Origin of the sequence: Synechococcus sp. HIMB2401, assembly GCF_042883245.1 — a bacterium.
In the GTDB taxonomy this organism is placed as follows: Bacteria; Cyanobacteriota; Cyanobacteriia; order PCC-6307; family Cyanobiaceae; genus Parasynechococcus.
In genome coordinates this window covers 549,477-565,589 of the sequence record NZ_JBDJKK010000001.1, presented here as the reverse complement: position 1 = coordinate 565,589, position 16,113 = coordinate 549,477, and the positions used below count along the sequence as shown (strand labels likewise).

General features: G+C 61.4%; 17 protein-coding genes and 1 pseudogene. 8 read left to right on the top strand and 10 right to left on the bottom strand.

Features of this window, described 5'->3' with window-relative positions:
* Window positions 1–28 precede the first annotated feature (28 nt).
* Window positions 29–478 (top strand): DUF3531 family protein, encoded by a 450-nt coding sequence (locus AAXE93_RS03510; RefSeq protein WP_115082235.1) that lies wholly within the window; start codon window positions 29–31, stop codon window positions 476–478.
* Complete coding sequence (locus AAXE93_RS03505) at window positions 471–1,202, top strand: 16S rRNA (uracil(1498)-N(3))-methyltransferase (RefSeq protein WP_390128161.1); 732 nt, start codon at window positions 471–473, stop codon at window positions 1,200–1,202. Before AAXE93_RS03510 ends, AAXE93_RS03505 begins: the two co-directional genes overlap by 8 nt.
* Here AAXE93_RS03505 and AAXE93_RS03500 read toward each other — a convergent pair.
* Window positions 1,192–1,608: a hypothetical protein gene (locus AAXE93_RS03500; protein ID WP_390128159.1), complete on the bottom strand. Its 417-nt coding sequence runs from the start codon at window positions 1,606–1,608 to the stop codon at window positions 1,192–1,194. The genes AAXE93_RS03505 and AAXE93_RS03500 overlap by 11 nt on opposite strands.
* 86 nt (window positions 1,609–1,694) lie before the next feature.
* Here AAXE93_RS03500 and AAXE93_RS03495 point away from each other — a divergent pair, with 86 nt between their 5' ends.
* The gene (locus AAXE93_RS03495) at window positions 1,695–2,414 is read left to right on the top strand and encodes a TIGR00297 family protein (RefSeq protein ID WP_390128157.1); all 720 of its coding nucleotides are present in this window, start codon (window positions 1,695–1,697) and stop codon (window positions 2,412–2,414) included.
* A 54-nt stretch (window positions 2,415–2,468) separates the two neighbouring features.
* Here the strand turns inward: AAXE93_RS03495 and AAXE93_RS03490 are convergent.
* A pseudogene (locus AAXE93_RS03490) lies at window positions 2,469–3,101 on the bottom strand (sigma-70 family RNA polymerase sigma factor); the annotation flags it as partial.
* Window positions 3,102–3,214: 113 nt separating this feature from the next.
* On the opposite strand from AAXE93_RS03490, the gene AAXE93_RS03485 reads away from it, so the two are divergent.
* The gene (locus AAXE93_RS03485; RefSeq protein WP_115082491.1) at window positions 3,215–3,379 is read left to right on the top strand and encodes a PCP reductase family protein; all 165 of its coding nucleotides are present in this window, start codon (window positions 3,215–3,217) and stop codon (window positions 3,377–3,379) included.
* A 3-nt stretch (window positions 3,380–3,382) separates the two neighbouring features.
* Here AAXE93_RS03485 and AAXE93_RS03480 read toward each other — a convergent pair whose 3' ends face one another.
* The 6 genes from AAXE93_RS03480 to AAXE93_RS03455 are packed head-to-tail and all read right to left on the bottom strand — an operon-like array spanning window position 3,383 to window position 8,629.
* Window positions 3,383–3,550 (bottom strand): hypothetical protein, encoded by a 168-nt coding sequence (locus tag AAXE93_RS03480; RefSeq protein ID WP_011364263.1) that lies wholly within the window; start codon window positions 3,548–3,550, stop codon window positions 3,383–3,385.
* 54 nt (window positions 3,551–3,604) lie between these two features.
* Window positions 3,605–4,291, bottom strand: coding sequence for a GDSL-type esterase/lipase family protein (locus AAXE93_RS03475; RefSeq protein WP_390128155.1), 687 nt, complete (start codon window positions 4,289–4,291; stop codon window positions 3,605–3,607).
* The gene (locus AAXE93_RS03470; RefSeq protein WP_390128153.1) at window positions 4,288–5,820 is read right to left on the bottom strand and encodes a phosphonate ABC transporter; all 1,533 of its coding nucleotides are present in this window, start codon (window positions 5,818–5,820) and stop codon (window positions 4,288–4,290) included. Before AAXE93_RS03470 ends, AAXE93_RS03475 begins: the two co-directional genes overlap by 4 nt.
* Complete coding sequence (locus tag AAXE93_RS03465) at window positions 5,799–6,503, bottom strand: ATP-binding cassette domain-containing protein (RefSeq protein ID WP_390128151.1); 705 nt, start codon at window positions 6,501–6,503, stop codon at window positions 5,799–5,801. Before AAXE93_RS03465 ends, AAXE93_RS03470 begins: the two co-directional genes overlap by 22 nt.
* The gene (locus tag AAXE93_RS03460; RefSeq protein WP_390128149.1) at window positions 6,500–7,423 is read right to left on the bottom strand and encodes a putative selenate ABC transporter substrate-binding protein; all 924 of its coding nucleotides are present in this window, start codon (window positions 7,421–7,423) and stop codon (window positions 6,500–6,502) included. Before AAXE93_RS03460 ends, AAXE93_RS03465 begins: the two co-directional genes overlap by 4 nt.
* Before the next feature lie 27 nt (window positions 7,424–7,450).
* The gene (locus tag AAXE93_RS03455) at window positions 7,451–8,629 is read right to left on the bottom strand and encodes a pyridoxal phosphate-dependent aminotransferase (protein ID WP_390128147.1); all 1,179 of its coding nucleotides are present in this window, start codon (window positions 8,627–8,629) and stop codon (window positions 7,451–7,453) included.
* 86 nt (window positions 8,630–8,715) lie between these two features.
* Between AAXE93_RS03455 and AAXE93_RS03450 the strand changes: the two genes are divergently transcribed.
* From AAXE93_RS03450 to AAXE93_RS03435, 4 genes are read left to right on the top strand one after another with little or no spacing between them, the layout of a single operon-like run.
* The gene (locus tag AAXE93_RS03450) at window positions 8,716–9,117 is read left to right on the top strand and encodes a VOC family protein (RefSeq protein WP_390128145.1); all 402 of its coding nucleotides are present in this window, start codon (window positions 8,716–8,718) and stop codon (window positions 9,115–9,117) included.
* Window positions 9,114–9,677 carry a uracil-DNA glycosylase gene (locus tag AAXE93_RS03445; RefSeq protein ID WP_390128143.1) on the top strand — a complete coding sequence of 188 codons (564 nt, stop codon included), beginning with the start codon at window positions 9,114–9,116 and terminating at the stop codon, window positions 9,675–9,677. The genes AAXE93_RS03450 and AAXE93_RS03445 overlap by 4 nt, the downstream gene beginning before the upstream one ends.
* 20 nt (window positions 9,678–9,697) lie before the next feature.
* Window positions 9,698–10,894 (top strand): (E)-4-hydroxy-3-methylbut-2-enyl-diphosphate synthase, encoded by a 1,197-nt coding sequence (gene ispG / locus AAXE93_RS03440; protein WP_390128671.1) that lies wholly within the window; start codon window positions 9,698–9,700, stop codon window positions 10,892–10,894.
* Window positions 10,895–10,928: 34 nt separating this feature from the next.
* Window positions 10,929–12,278: a S41 family peptidase gene (locus AAXE93_RS03435; RefSeq protein ID WP_390128141.1), complete on the top strand. Its 1,350-nt coding sequence runs from the start codon at window positions 10,929–10,931 to the stop codon at window positions 12,276–12,278.
* Between the two features lies 1 nt (window position 12,279).
* Here the strand turns inward: AAXE93_RS03435 and AAXE93_RS03430 are convergent, their stop codons facing one another.
* Window positions 12,280–12,447 (bottom strand): hypothetical protein, encoded by a 168-nt coding sequence (locus tag AAXE93_RS03430; RefSeq protein ID WP_006849887.1) that lies wholly within the window; start codon window positions 12,445–12,447, stop codon window positions 12,280–12,282.
* A gap of 79 nt (window positions 12,448–12,526) precedes the next feature.
* Window positions 12,527–16,105, bottom strand: coding sequence for a transcription-repair coupling factor (gene mfd / locus AAXE93_RS03425; protein ID WP_390128138.1), 3,579 nt, complete (start codon window positions 16,103–16,105; stop codon window positions 12,527–12,529).
* Between the last annotated feature and the right edge of the window lie 8 nt (window positions 16,106–16,113).

Below are 16,113 nucleotides of genomic sequence, written 5' to 3'. Positions count from 1 at the left end.
ACGATGATGACGGTGTCGCGATGGCCCCATGGACATTCGTTTTCGTGAAGTCGATCCCTTCAATTGCTGGTTGTGGATCCGTTTTTCGGAACCCCCCAGTCAGGGGGAACGGAATTACGTCGATGGTGTCTTCGACAGCTGGTATGTGATCGGCCGTTTGGGCGGCTTCAACGCAGAAAACCTGCAGGTGCATGACGCGGGCTCCGATCTCAGTTGGATGACCTACGACAACGATGGGGCTGAGTCGGCGATGCCAGCTCTGATGCACAACATGGGGCAGCTCGAATACCAGAACGACTGGGGACGTTGCTGGGTTGATCTCGGTACGTCGGATGGAGTTGCCATCGATGTTCTGATCAATGCCCTGCGTCAACTTGACTCCGACGTGGTTCAGATCGAAGAGCTGGTCGTTGGTGGGGTCAATGAGAATTGGCCGGTTGAAGACCATCCCGACAGTGTTTTCCCTGCCGGTGGCTGAACGCCGGCGCTTGCTTCTGTCGTCGGATCGCCTGGAGCAGGGTGGATCGGTTCTGCTCAACTCCGAAGAGCAGCACTACCTGCGGAGAGTGTTGCGTCTGCGCTGTGGCGAGCAGGTGGATCTGATCGATGGTTGCGGCCGGCTCACGACCGCAACCCTGATGGAAGCCAAGCTGCTCGAGCTCGATCGGCCAGCGCAACTGATTGAGCCACAGGCCCAACCTCAGCTGGGTCTGGCCGTGGCCTTGATGCGGCGGGGGATGGATGAGGTCGTCCGGATGGCCTGTGAGCTCGGGATTGATCGGATTCAGCCCCTGCGCTGCGATCGCTGTGTTCCCCAGGCCGACCACCGACCCGAGCGCTGGGCCACGATCATTCGTGAAGCGGTGGAGCAGTGCGAACGGTTGTGGACGCCACAGCTGCTCGATCTCAAAGACCTATCTCAATGGATGGGAGATGAGCGGGGACAGCGTCTGGTGGGGGTGACCCGCGAGACGGCACCACCGGCCTTGGAACAATGGTTGCGTCATCAGGCCGATCCTGTTCAGCCCACATGGCTCATGGTCGGCCCGGAAGGGGGCTGGACCGAAGAGGAACTGAAGCAGTTCACCCAAGCCCAGATTCAGCCTGTCCAGATGGGATCAACCATCTTGCGCAGTTCGACGGCCGCGGTGGCTGGTGCCGTGGAACTGGTTCGTTGGCGTGATCGGCTGATCAGCTCTTGAACAGATCCTGAGCGATCCCCCGGAAGGATTTCAGAGCTGCTCCAGGCCGGCGGCTGCGCTGGCGCAGTCCGCCACCAGGCATGAGGTTGCTGGGGGCAAAGGTGGAGTAGGTCACCGCTGGGCGGGATGCCTCTGCTGCAGCCAGTTCAGCGGCGATCGCTTCTGCTGTGGTGAGTGAGGCTGCGGGCTGAGCGCTGGATGCAGCACTGGATTCTGCAACGGTCTCTTCAACAGCTTCGGGGGCTGAAGGCTGGGCAACCTCTGAGGGCTCGGAGGCTGCGACCACAGCTGCCTCGACCGGTGCCTCTTCGGTGGCTGGAGCCTCTTGTTGAGGCAGCTCGAGGGTGGCTGGAGCGGCGGCGTCATCCAGGGTGAGGAAAAAGCCCTTGTTGCTGTTGAACACCATCCGGTCGACCAGAGAACGAACGCACCCGATTCTCCCTCTGCAATGGCCGCAGGCAGGAGATGCTTAGGGCACTGCAACACGGTGTGATGTCAGCACTCTGGATTCAGGCCCTGCTGGTGAACACGGTTTTGATTGCCCTGGCGCAGCGGACATCTGTGCTCACCCGCAGTGGTTGGGTCCATGCAGCTGCCTTGGGCACGATCCTTTGGGGGTGTTTGGGGTGGTCGGGCTGGTTGGCCGTGGTCGCCTATCTCTTTATGGGAAGTCTGGTCACCAAGATCGGCTTTCAGAACAAGCAAAACCGGGGCCTTGCCGAAGCCCGCGGTGGGCAGCGCGGCCCTGAAAACGTCTGGGGTTCTGCGGCCGTTGGAGCCTTCCTGGCACTGCTCATCGGTGCTGGTGTCGAGCCCCGTGAGCTGATGTTGGTTGGTTTTGCGGCGAGTTTTGCCGCCAAGTTGGCCGACACCTTCGGCAGTGAGATCGGCAAACGATTCGGGCACACCACGGTGTTGATCACCAGCCTGCGGGTTGTCCCACCAGGAACCGAAGGAGCCATCAGCCTTGAGGGAACCCTGGCAAGTGCCGCCGGCAGCATCGCCATGACCCTGGTGATGCTGGCCCTGCAGCTGGTTCCTTCATGGCCTGTGGCAGTGCTGGTGATGCTGGTTGGCCTGGTGGCGACCCTCGGCGAAAGCCTGCTCGGTGCTCTGGTGCAGAATCGCGTGGCCTGGTTGAGCAATGAGCTGGTCAATGCTCTCCAGACCCTCTTGGCCGCAGTTCTGGCGATGCTGCTGATGGTGCTCTGAACAGCTGGTTTGGATGGGCATCAGACCATCGCGCTGGGCCCATTGCTGCAGCAGTTGAACTCCCTCATGGAGATGAAGGCGCAGGGATGAACGGCTGCAATTCATGGCCTGAGCCAGATCTTTGAGGGTCAGGCCATCCACCTGGTGCAGCACGCTCTTCAGCCAGTCCAGGTGTTCATCCTCCGCCCTCGATCTTGCTGGCTCTCCAGGGCTGGCAGACAGGTCGACGACCTGGCTGGCTCCATGGCTCTCAACGGCGGCAGCCCAGCGCTCTGGTCGAACCGATAGTTCGGTTGCAAGGTCCTGATCGCTGAGAAGCGGTTGCCGGTTCTGTTCGCGTTCCCGCTGGATCTTCATTCCGGCTGCGTAAAGATCACGAAGTCGCCAGGGAATCCGAATGGTGCGTGATCGATCCCGGCGGTAGTGGAGGATTTGGCCGGTGGCCCGCGAGAGCAGATAGCTGCTGGGGCGGAGGCCTCGTTGTTGATCAAACCGTTCAAGGCCACGGATCAATCCAACCCGGGACTCCTGCAGCAGTTCGTCGAACTCTTCGGGGCCGCATTGCTGTTGGCGACGGGCCGCGCAGTGGGCCAGGCCCAGGTGATTGAGAGCCTGCTGATTGCGTCGTGCAATGCAGGGCGGCAGTCCACGCCGGGACTCCTGGTGCAGGTGACGTTGAGAAATCAAGGGATCAGTGCAACTGATCCAACGGTTCAACCCTCAGCCCCGAAGCGGTTGGCCCTTTGGTGCCGCAGATCGGCACTTTCGTGCCGGATCATGGGTGCAACGGTTTTGGATGGATGGACTGGCAACCAGAAGCACTGGCAGCACTCAAGAAAGATGTTCCGTTCTTCGTACGGCCTGCTGTTCGTAAACGGGTTGAGGCGATGGCGGATTCAGACGGACGTTCCGACATCGACCTGGATTTCTACAAATCCGCCAAGCAGGCCATGGCCCCGAGCTGATCCTCAGGAGGGGTCGAGATCGCAGCGCTGCAGTTCCGGCTGGGTCAAGCGGTCAACGATGCGTGCCATATCCAGGGCTGTAAGTTCACCGTTTTCATCCCACTTGAGCGTGGTTTTGCGCTGGGCAGGGGGGTGGCCGGCAGCGCGTTGTGCAGAGCGGTCAGGTCCCAAGTCCGATCACCAATGTCAGGAGAGCCACACATTAGTCGCCGCTGCGGGTCTCGTTTACATGCTGATAGGTGTTGATGTGTTAAGCGCAGCGAGTCCGGCCCACTTCTGCAGAGGCGCCCATTGGCCTAAGCGCTGGTCGAGCCAGCGGTGGCCATCGGCATTGAGGTGGATCCCATCGGGTTCCATCCAGGTCAACCAGTCGGGCTCCTCCTGCATCTCCTGATGCATGGACAGGAAGGGCACATCAGCCTCACGGCACTGTTCGGCCATCACGGCCTCCGTGGCCGCGATCTGGCTGTTGCTGTACCAGAGGCAGCCGGCAAAGGGCATCACGTGTTCATCCACCGCAGTGAGGCCCAGCACAAACACCTGCACCTCCTGGGTCATCTCATTGAGAAGTTGTCCCAGGCCGAATGAAAAGGCCTCCACATCCAGTTGGGGTCTGCCGTCGGTTCCACCAACGCGGGCGGTGTCATTCAGCCCGACACTGAGCAGAAGTCCGCCCGGCGTTTGGCGACGAAGTTCGCCGCGGCAGCTCCATTCGCTGCGCCAGCGGGCGGCTACGCGTTCCAGGCCATCCCCGCGGATGCCAAGGGGGTACACCACTGGTGCGCTGGGTAGGTTCATCCAGCGCAGGCGCAGCCGTTGGCACCAACCACCCTCTTCACGGTCACCCCAACCATGCACGCCACTGTCCCCGAGCACGATCAGCTGACGGGGGGCGTCGTTCGCACCGCTCATAAGGTCATGGCCCTGCTGTTCCAGCTCCCCTGAAGTCGTTCTCCCAGGCTCTCACCCAGGAGTGTGAGCACTGCGGAGATCACCACGATCCAGAGCACCAACCACCAATGAAACGAGCTGAGGGCCTCCATCAGCTGCCAGCCCAGACCAGCTCCCCCCACCATGCCGATGATCGCGGTGTCGCGAAGGATCACATCCAATCGGTAGGTCGCATAGGTGAGGTAAGCGCGACTCACATCCGCCACGGGGCCGTAAAGCCAGCTCACCCGGTTGGTGGCGCCGCAGGTCTTCATGGTCTGGGCGGAACGCAATCCCCTGCTGCGGAGGTCGTCGATCAGCACCCGACCCATCACACCCCCGTGGTGCAACCCCAGGGCCAGCCCCGCCAGGCTCAAGCTTGGTTTGGCCAGCATCAGCAGCAGGAGTGCGGTGAGAGGGGCCGGGATGAGTCGCAACGCGCCCCACATCACTCCCTGCAAACGCAGGCTGGCCTGGCTAGGCCATACCAGCAGCAACAGCGGTGGAAGGCCGGTGGCAACACAACCGGCGATCAGTGTGATCCACACCGTGGCACCAATTACCCCGGGCCAGGAGATCTCAAGGGCAGCATTGAATCCCTGGGATCCGTCGATGAGGTTGCCGACAACCATCGACCACTCAGCCACTGGCCAGGCCAGCTGCAGATCCAGCTGTGTTCCCCAGCCAAGGGCAACCCAGGGGCTGGCCATGGCCACGGGAAGAATCAGCATGCGTGACCAGCTGCGCAGCGTTCGCAGCAGTCGGTCGAGCACCACCATGGCGATGGCCAGCATCCAAAGCCCACTCCACAGCTCCTGAAATTGGAGCGAGCGCAGGCTGAGGCTGAGGTCTGTCCCCAGTCCTCCGAGGCCGAAAACGCCCAGAATCAAGGCTGAACGAAGTGCGCAATCGAGGCGGTGGCCGATGTGGTCGCTGATCGGCTCTGCCAGCGGTGGGCCCAGCCCGGTGAGCATCACGGCCCATGGCGTGGCACCAGCTCCCTTGAGTACGGGAATGGCCGGTGAAACGTGGCAATCCACCTGATCGGCGATCACCCGCGCCATCAGAACCGTGTAGGGAATCGCGATGGCGCAGATCGCAACCCAGCCATTCAGCCCGAACACCTGCAGCAGCAACAGCCCCCAGACCAGTTCATGCACAGCGCGCAGGGGCGCCAGCCAACGGCGCAAGATCACGGCAGGCCAACGCACGTCCGCCAGGATTTCCCAGAAGGTGCTTGAGCTCAGGAGTCCGAGACCCACGCCGAGAACACTGCTGATGCCCCAGGACATCACGGCGATCACCAGGGTGATCTGGAGCCCGTTGAGCAAGCTGCCCAGAACGATGGGATCGATGGAGGGCTGCACGGCCCCAGCCGCGAACTGTTGAAGAACTGAAAGTCCGCCGCCGTGACCATCGCGCAACAGCACCACAAGAATGCCGAGCAGGCTGAGGCCCGGCAGCAATGGGATCAGCGGCAGGGCTGGCTTCAGGCCGATGCGTAGAGCCATTCCAACTGATCCCGATGAATGGTGTCTGGAGCCGCATCGATCACCAGGGCACCACTACGGAGCCCCAGAACCCGATCGAAACGGTGTATCAGATCCGGCCGATGCAGGCTGATCAGACAGCCCGGCAAGAGAAGCAGGGTGTTGAGAACGTCTTCGGCGAGGCTGGGATCAAGGGCGGAGAGGGGTTCGTCCGCCAGCACGAGTTCAGGCCGCTGATGCAACAGACGGCCCAGAGCCACTCGTTGGCGCTGCCCTCCGGAGAGCTCACGCACGGGCTGTTCAAGCAGATCGGCCTCCAGTTTCACCTGGTGCATCAGCTCCAGGCAGGTGTTTGGGTCCAGCGGACCCAGCAGGTTTCGAATCGCCCAGAGCAGCCCATGGCGTCCCAGGGCACCGCTGTTGATGTTCTGGATCACACTCAGTTCCTCCACCAGGCGCAGGTCCTGCCAGAGCGTGCCGATTTGGCGCCGTTGCCGGCGGGACAACTGCTGATGGGGGCGACCACACCAGTGCACGAATCCTGCATCGGGGCTTAAGGCCCCGTTGCAGAGCTTCAGCAACGTGGTTTTGCCGGCGCCACTGGCACCGAGCAAAACCACACGCTGGTCCGCACGAAGGGTGATGGTGATCGGTTGGAGCCGTTGCCCCAGGCAGGCCTGGTGCAGCTCCAGCAGCGCCGTCAACGGATCTTTCCGAGTTGGCGACCCACCGTTTCGATCATCACGAAGTCCTCGTCCTTGGCGGGGATGAAGCGTTCGGCACCGAACAACTCAAGAATCGTGGCGCCGTTCTCTGTGTCTGCCGACAGGTCCAGCAACGCGCTCTGGAGCTTGTCGGTGAAACCTTCGCCAAAGCGCTCATCCAGACCGGGTCGTACAACCCAGTGGTAATCCACGTAGGGCGGTGTCCTCCAGATCACCGACACCTTGCCGGGATCCACGCGGCCGTTCGCCACATTGCTGCGCCAGACCTGCTCGTTCAAGGCGCCCACCTCGTAGGCACCGCTCTGCACCACGGCAACGGTAGCGTCGTGGCTTCCGCTGAAGCCAGGGCCGCCCCCTGCCAGATCCTCAGGTTTCATACCGTTTTCCCCCATGAAGAACTGGGGCATCAGGCGGCCGGAGGTGGAGCTCTCCGAACCGAAGGCCAGTCGGCGTCCCTTCAGCTCAACCAGTTGGTCGGCACTGGTGAAGGGGCGCAAACCACTGGCGCCATTGGCGATGAACACACTGGTGAATTCAGCATCGATGTCCCGTTGCGCCAGCACCCGGGCTCCAGGCGTCTGCAGCCTGGCCTGCACACCGGTGAGTCCACCGAACCAGACCAGATCCAGGCTGCCGGTGCGGAAGGCACTTACTGCCGCCGAGTAATTGCTCACCGGCGCATACCGCACGGGAACATCCAGCTTTTCGCTGAGTTCCGCAGAGAGCGTGCCGTAGAGGCGATTGAGTTTCTCGGGGTTCTGGTCAGGGATGGCACCGATCTGGAGAACGGCCTGTTTGGCGTCGTTCTGGGTTGCGCCGCAACTGGAAACACTGGCCGTGAGAGCGAGCCCGGCAATCAAACCGGTGGCCACCACGGCCCTGCGTTCTCGTACAGACATTCAGAAAAAGAGAGTTATGAGATCGGATCAGAAGGAACGAAGCAGCCGCTTCAGTCGCATCAGTCCATCGTTGATCGTCTCATCCGCCACGGCACAGGAGAGTCGAATGCAGCGGTCATCGCCGAAGGCCAGGCCCGGAACCACGGCCAGGCCTTCCTGTTCCAGGGCTTGCCGGCAGAACTCCATCGAATCGGGCACGCCGTCCGGCAGGCGGGGGAAGGCGTAGAAGGCCCCTTGAGGGGGCGTCAGGGTGATGCCCTCAAGAGCCTGCAGGCCTTCAGTGAGCAGAGTTCGGCGGCGGTTGTAGCTGATGGCCATCTCGCGGACGCAATCTCTGGGCGCTTCGATCGCCGCCAGGGCTCCCCGTTGAGCAAAGCTGCACACATTGCTCGTGCTCTGGCTCTGCAGGGCAGAAGCAGCCTTGATCACGGCAGCATCTCCAGCCAGATAACCGAGCCGCCAGCCGGTCATCGCCCAGCCTTTGGCAAAACCGTTCACGGTGAAGCAGCGCGAGCGGATCTCTTCGGCAATGGCCGCAAAGCTGCAGTGCTGCTGACCATCGGCCAGGAGATATTCATAGATCTCATCGCTCATCACCATCAGCTGGGGGTGACGGGCCACCAGCGCGGAAAGGGCCTCCATTTCGGCCCGTGTCATCACCTGGCCGCTGGGGTTGCCAGGGGAATTGATCAGCAGCAGTCGGCTGCGTGGGGTGATCTGCTGCTCCAGTAGAGCGAGGTCGAGACGGAAGCCTTCCTCCGCTTTGGTGGGGATGATCCTGGTGCTCGCCCCGGCCAGAGCGGCCATCTCGGGATAGCTCAGCCAGTAGGGAGCCGGCACCAGAACTTCGTCGCCGGGATTGAGCAGCACCTGGAACAGGTTGTAGATGGCTTGCTTGCCACCGTTGGTGACCAGCACCTGCTCGGGCTGGGTTGGAATTCCGTTTTCGACGCTCAGTTTGTGGGCCAGAGCCGCACGAAGATCGGGGTCCCCCGCGGCGGGGCCGTAGCGGGTGAAGCCGGATCCCAGAGCATGCTGAGCCGCTTCAACGATGAATGCAGGCGTCGCAAAGTCCGGCTCACCGGCACTGAGGCTGCAGATGTCCTTACCGCTGTCGCGCAGTGCTTTGGCCTTGGCGCTGATCTCCAGCGTCAGCGACGGTTTGAGGGCGACAGCCCGGTCGGAAAGTTCTGGCGGGCGCGGCATCGGTAACGCACCTCCCCGCGGTGCGTTTAAAACGTCATCATCCTGCCGCAGATGGTGTCGCAGACAACCTTGATTTCTCAGCGCCCATGAATGCGATACAGATCAGCTGGGTGTTGGCCGCAGAGGACAGCGCCAGATTGGCGACGTTCTACAGCGAGCTGTTTCAAGCCACGTTGAGGCCTGGGCTGGCGGAGCACCACTGCATCGTTCAATTCAGCGATGGCACCCAGCTGGAGATCTACAGGCCCTCACGCCGGCGCTCTTTTCCAGCCCGAGGGCGAGCGCTGGCGCCCTGCTTGCGGCTCTCCCCATCGCAGGACCCCCTGCCTGAACTGCAACGGCTGCTCAGCAACGCCCTGCAGCGTGGCGGATCGCTCCTCGAGGAGGCGCGGCTTGAGCCCTTTGGTGCTGAGGCCTGGATCCAAGATCCGGAGGGCAATCCCCTGTTGCTCCTGGCTCCCCTGGAATCTGTTGCTCCGACGTCATGACCCTCTCCAGCCTGGAGGCCTGCAGTTCTTGCGCTGCCTGTGATCTGGCCAGCACGCGCCAGACCGTCGTGATCAGCCGCGGCAACCCCAAGGCGGATCTGATGCTGATTGGTGAAGCACCCGGAGCTCAGGAAGATGCTCAGGGCGTTCCATTTGTCGGGCGTTCAGGACGTGCCCTCGATCAACTGCTGCGGGATGTGGATCTGGATCCCGAGCATGACCTCTACATATGCAACGCGATCAAATGCCGGCCGCCCAACAACCGACGGCCGAAAAAGGCTGAGTTAGCCGCCTGCCGGGCCTGGCTTGACCTGCAACTGGAGACCGTTGATCCCACGGTGATCGTGCTCACGGGAGCCACCGCTGTGGAGGCCATCCTTGGTATCAAGGGGGGCATGACCCAGCTTCGTGGTCAGTGGCAGAGCTGGAATGGACGGGCGGTGATGCCGATTTTTCACCCCTCCTATCTGCTGCGTAATCCCTCCAAAGCAGCCGGCGCGCCCCTGGATCTGACACGGCAGGATCTCGACGCGGTTCGGCGCAGGCTGTGCGAACGTTGACGCGCTTCACCACCGGCCCCATGACTGCCCTGGATCGGCGCTACGACACCCAGATCCACCGCCGTGTGACCCGCACTGTGATGGTGGGTGATGTGCCCGTGGGCAGCGAGCACCCGATCGTGGTGCAGTCGATGATCAACGAGGACACCCTCGATATCGAGGCTGCTGTAGCCGGCATCATCCGCCTGGCCGATGCGGGCAGTGAGATCGTGCGGGTGACGACTCCCTCGATGGCCCACGCCAAAGCGATGGGACAGATCCGTCAGGAGCTTCGTCAGCGTGGCTGCACAGTTCCCCTGGTGGCGGATGTTCACCACAACGGCGTCAAGATCGCCCTGGAGGTCGCCCAGCACGTCGACAAAGTCCGGATCAATCCCGGCCTGTTCATTTTTGATAAGCCAGATCCGAACCGCCAGGAATTCAGCCCCGAGGAATTTGCCGCCATCGGTCAGCGCATCCGTGAGACGTTCGAGCCCTTGGTGACCCTGCTGCGGGATCAGAACAAGGCGCTTCGAATCGGTGTGAACCATGGCTCCCTGGCGGAGCGGATGCTGTTCACCTACGGCGATACCCCTGAGGGGATGGTCGAGTCAGCGATGGAATTCGTGCGCATCTGCCATGAGCTTGATTTCCACAACATCGTGATTTCGATGAAGGCCTCGCGGGCTCCGGTGATGCTCGCGGCCTACCGCCTGATGGCGGACACCATGGACAAGGAAGGTTTCAATTACCCACTCCACCTGGGCGTGACCGAAGCCGGTGATGGTGATTACGGCAGGATCAAGAGCACCGCAGGCATCGCCACTCTGCTGGCCGATGGATTGGGAGACACCCTCCGGGTCTCACTGACGGAGGCCCCTGAAAAGGAAATCCCCGTCTGCTACTCGATTCTTCAATCCCTGGGTCTGCGCAAGACCATGGTCGAGTACGTCGCCTGCCCCAGTTGCGGTCGCACCCTGTTCAATCTCGAGGAGGTGTTGCATAAGGTGCGCAATGCCACATCCCACCTCACGGGTCTGGACATTGCCGTGATGGGGTGCATCGTCAATGGTCCCGGCGAGATGGCTGACGCCGATTACGGCTACGTCGGTAAAACCCCGGGTGTGATTTCGCTGTATCGCGGCCGTGATGAAATCCGCAAGGTGCCTGAAGCTGAGGGCGTTGAAGCCCTCATCCAGTTGATCAAAGAGGACGGTCGCTGGGTGGAGCCCGCTTGATCTCGTTAGTCTGAAGAATCAGTCCCGAAAGGCCATGGTTCGGAGTCAGCGCCTGCGTTCTTTGGTTCGGTCGACTCCGTTGCTGTTGATGCTGGGGGTTGGTGGAGTGGTCACCGCCCTGGGCATCAGCTCGCCAGGTCTTTCCCTGCCATCGGCCTCCGGCGGATCGATTCACGACAGCCCCAAGGAGGTGATTGATCAGGTCTGGCAGATCGTTTATCGCGATTACCTGGATTCCACGGGCTCCTACGACGAAAGAACGTGGCGCCAGTTGCGGAGCAATTTGCTGCGCAAGTCCTACGGGGGCAGCGCCGAGTCTTACGAGGCGATCCGGGGCATGCTGGCCAGCCTTGATGACCCCTACACGCGTTTCCTTGATCCGAAGGAGTTCAAGGAGATGCAGATCGACACCTCCGGGGAGTTGATGGGCGTGGGGATCCAGCTCAGTCTCGACAAAGACACGAAAGAGCTGATTGTTGTCTCTCCGATTGAGGGCACCCCTGCATCCCGTGCGGGCGTTCAGCCCAAGGATGTGATCGTTTCCATCGATGGTGCCTCCACCAAAGGCATGACCACCGAGGACGCCGTCAAGTTGATCCGTGGTCCGGAAGGCACCGATGTGGTGCTGGGACTCAGGCGCCAGGGTCAGGTGCTGGATGTTCCCTTGAAACGGGCGCGCATTGAGATTCATGCCGTGAAGGCGATGCTCAACACGGCGCCCAATGGCCGCAAGGTGGGCTACATCCGTCTCAAGCAATTCAATGCCAACGCCACGCGTGAGATGCGTGCGGCCATCAAGGATCTGGAATCACAGGCTGCTGAGTGTTATGTGCTGGATCTACGCAGCAATCCCGGCGGCTTGCTTGAGGCCAGTGTGGATATCGCCCGCCAATGGCTCAACGAGGGCACCATCGTCAGCACCCGAACCCGCGCAGGAATCCGCGATGTGAGGCGCGCCACGGGTAGTGCAATCACCGATAAACCTCTGGTCGTGCTGATTGATCAGGGATCCGCCAGTGCCAGCGAAATTCTTTCAGGGGCACTTCAGGACAATTCCCGTGCCCAACTCGTTGGACAGAAGACCTTCGGCAAAGGGCTTGTCCAGGCCGTTCGTGGATTGGCCGATGGATCCGGTCTGACGGTCACCATCGCGAAGTATCTGACACCCAAGGGAACCGATATTCACAAGAACGGAATCCAACCGGACATCGAAGCGGCGATGTCGAAGCAGGAGATCAAAAACTTCTCGGTTGAAGACCTGGGAACCCAGAAAGACAGTCAGTACCGGACGGCTGAGGGGACCCTGATCAACCAATTGAAGAAAATTCAGGCAGGCACGACCTATCAACACGGCCGGGCCAACCTCAGCTACGCGCTGCAGTAACTCAGGAGATCGGCTGCATCAGTCCGCCGCCGCCACCACCGTTGGAGTCGTCATCGTCTGAAGCGCCGGGCTGGAACAGGGCATACACACCAAGCGCGGTGGCACAGAAAACGCCGCTGATCAGTTCCAGAGAGACGCCACCAGCACCGATCTCGACGAATTCACCCATGTCCAACGGATTTCGATGGAACCAATGTAACGAAGAATTGCGTGGTTGGTAACGTTTTTCTCAGAATTGGGTTCAGGCTTCAGACCTGAACCACCTCTGCATTCCTGGCACGCAGCTCTTCCTGCCGCTGTGCCTCCGTTTTGCCCTCGGCATCGGGAATCTGGGCTGCCATCAAACGCAGCCATTCCATCAGCTGTTCCAGTTGCTTCTCCATGGGGAGAACACCAAGACCGCGGGCCATCACCTTGTGCTGGATGCCGCTGCCGGCCTGATACACCAAACGGCCATGCAGATGCTGGGGCAACCCCTGGCGCAGCAAACGGAACGCCGGTTCCTCCATGGGAGTTTCAAGCACGATGTTGGGCTTTTCCGGTTTGATCCTGGAGAAGCCGCACCTCTTCGCCAGCAGTTTGAGTTCCATCAGCTGCAGAAGCGACACCACGGCAGCGGGCAGCGCTCCGTAGCGATCGGCCCAACCCGCAGCCAGCTCCACCAGGGCCTCGGCGGTGAGGCAGTCGGCGGCAGCCCGGTAGGCCGCGATCTTCTCATCGGGATCAGTGATCCAGTCCGCAGGCACGAAGGCCGTGACGGGGAGATCCACCTGTGTGTCTTCAACGCTGGGGATGTCTTGACCCTGAATTTCCGCCAGGGATTCCTGCAGCATTTCCATGTAGAGGTCAAAGCCGATGGTTTCCATCTGGCCGCTCTGCTGCACGCCGAGGAGATTTCCGACCCCACGGATCTCCATATCCCGCATGGCGAGCTGATACCCACTGCCCAGTTGGGCGAACTCCTGAATGGCGCGCAGCCGCTGACGGGCGGTGTCGCTCAGCGATGCGTTGCCCGGATAGAACAACCAGGCATGGGCCTGAATCCCACTGCGACCGACCCGTCCCCGCAATTGGTACAGCTGAGCCAGGCCAAAACGGTGGGCGTCCTCAATCAGGATCGTGTTGACGCGAGGAATGTCCAGGCCGCTTTCCACAATCGTGGTGCAGAGCATCACGTCGGCTTCACCGGCGTTGAACGCCACCATGGCGTTCTCCAGTTCGCCCTCGGCCATCTGACCGTGAGCCACCAAAAGCTTCAGGCCTGGCAGCATTTCCCGTAGGCCTGCAGCCACCTCCTCGATTCCTTCCACCCGGGGAACCACATAAAACACCTGGCCCCCACGATCCAGTTCCTGACGGATGGCGCTGCGCACCGCCTCCGGATCCAGAGAAGCCAGATGCGTCTTGATCGGACGGCGCAATGGCGGTGGTGTAGTGATCAGGCTCATCTCCCGCACCCCCGAAAGGCTCATGTAGAGCGTTCTGGGAATGGGCGTTGCCGACAGGGTCAATACGTCGACGTCCTTCCGCAGCACTTTGATCTTTTCCTTCTGGTTCACACCGAAGCGCTGTTCTTCATCCACCACCAACAGTCCAAGCTCTTGGAACGACGCTCCTTTGCTGAGCAACTGGTGGGTTCCCACCACGGCGTCGATGGTTCCCTGCTTCAGGCCATCGAGAATGGATTTGCGTTCCGTCGCCGTCCGGAAACGATTCAGCAGAGCCACCTTGATCGGATATGGCGCGAAGCGTTCCGAAAGCGTGCGCCAGTGCTGCTGAGCCAACACCGTGGTTGGGGCCAGCATCGCCACCTGTTTTCCAGCGGTGATGGCTTTGAAGATGGCGCGGATCGCAACTTCGGTCTTGCCGAAGCCAACGTCCCCACACACCAGTCGGTCCATCGGCTCCTGCCGTTCCATGTCCCGTTTCACGTCGGCCGTGGCCTTCAGTTGATCCGGCGTCGGGTCATAGGGGAACGACTCCTCCATTTCCACCTGCCAGGGGCCGTCGGAGGGGAAGGCAAAGCCTGCGGCCTGTTGCCGTTCTGCGTACAGCTTCACCAGATCAAGGGCAACCTTGCGAACCGCCTTCTTGGCCCGTTCCTTGGCCTTGTTCCAGGCCGTGCCACCCATACGGTTGAGCTGCGGGGGGGTTTCACTCGTGGCCCGATAACGGCCCAGGCTGCCGAGTTGATCGGCGGCAACCCGAAGGATTCCATCGGCGTACTGCACCACGAGATAGTCGCGGATGTCGCCTGACATCGCGAGTTTTTCCATGGCTTTGAAGCGGCCGATGCCATGGTTCCGATGCACCACGAAATCGCCCGGGCGCATCTTGTTGGGATCCACCGTGCGGCTGGCGGCCTTGCGACGACGGCGCACATAGCCACTGGAACTGAGGCTCTGCTGGCCAAAGAATTCACGGTCGGTGACCAGAGCAATCCGCCAAGCCGGCAGCTGTAAACCCTCAAGTTCGGCCGTGCCCCTCACCTTCAGGGCGACGGGGGTGTTCTGCTCAATCAGACGTGAAATGGCATTGCTGTCTCCCGTGTTCGGCACAAACCGACTGATGCAGTCGTGCTCCTCCAGCAGCGCAACCGCTCGGCTGGGTTGTGCAGACACCAACCAAACCGCCGTGCGCTCGGTTTGAAATCCCTTGATCAGTTCCCCGAGTTTTCCGAATTGGTTGGGGTAGGCCGCAACAGGGCGGCTGGCGAGGTCAAAGCTGTTGGGGTGCTGGTCGACTTCGAGCAGTTCTGCCATGTCAAAGCCATGGAAGACCTCCGTCAGGGCATAGGCGGATTCAATCTCACGGTGCAGAACCGCTGGCCAGAGCCGATCACGATCGCCCTCGTCCAGACCCGCCTCTGCAGCCATGTCGTGGTGATGTTCTTCCACATGGCTGAGCCACTGTTGTCCGTGGGCTAGGCCCTGGCGTCGCTCATCGATCACCACTGTTGTGGTGTCCGGCAGGTAGTCGAGAAGCGAGGCTGGTTGCTCCCAGGCGAGCCCCATCAGCCGGCGCATGCCTTCCGGGGTCCCGCCGTTCAAAAGTTGCTCTGTGCCCTCAGAACCGAGCAGTTGCTCCAGTCCATCGGGCATCGTCTCCCTGAGCTGGTCTGCAATCAGAGGCCCAAACCCTGTTGGTGTGAGTCGAAGCGCATCGACGGGATCCAGTGAGCGTTGGCTGGCGGGATCGAATTCCCGCAGCTTGTCGAGCTCCTCTCCGAAGAATTCGAGTCGAACAGGCAGCTCACTGCTCACCGGGAAGATGTCGACGATGTCGCCGCGACGGCTCCAGCTCCCCTCCTGCTCAATGGTGGTGACCCGCTCGTAGCCAAGTTGGGCCAGCGTCTCGCCCAGTGCCTCCAGATCAACCTCATCCCCTTTGCGCAAGGTGCGCGTTTTCGTTTTCAGAACATCCGGCGGGGGGAGATGGGGCTGCAAACAACGTTCCGTAGCCACGATGGCCCAGGACGCCGCGTTGGGTTCCCCCAACAGGTCACTCAGAACCTGAAGCTGCCCCCAGGTGATTTCACTTGTGGGATCGAAGGGTTCATAGGGAGAGCCTTCGCTGGTGGGGTACAGGCTGGCCTGGCTCCATCCCATTAATTCCAAAAGTGCTGTCCAGCGTCCCGCTTCCTCAAGCGTTGGCACCACCACGAGCAGAGGTGCGCCCCGCCGCTGTGAGAGCGCGCTGGCCACCAGAGCTCGGCTGCAACGACCAGCCCCGCGCATCAGCAAACGTTCGGGGCGGCTTGAGCGCTCATCAAGCTCACCGGTGAGTGCAGTTTCCTGCAACTTGGTCACCAGGGAACGGAGCGGCATGGAGCAGG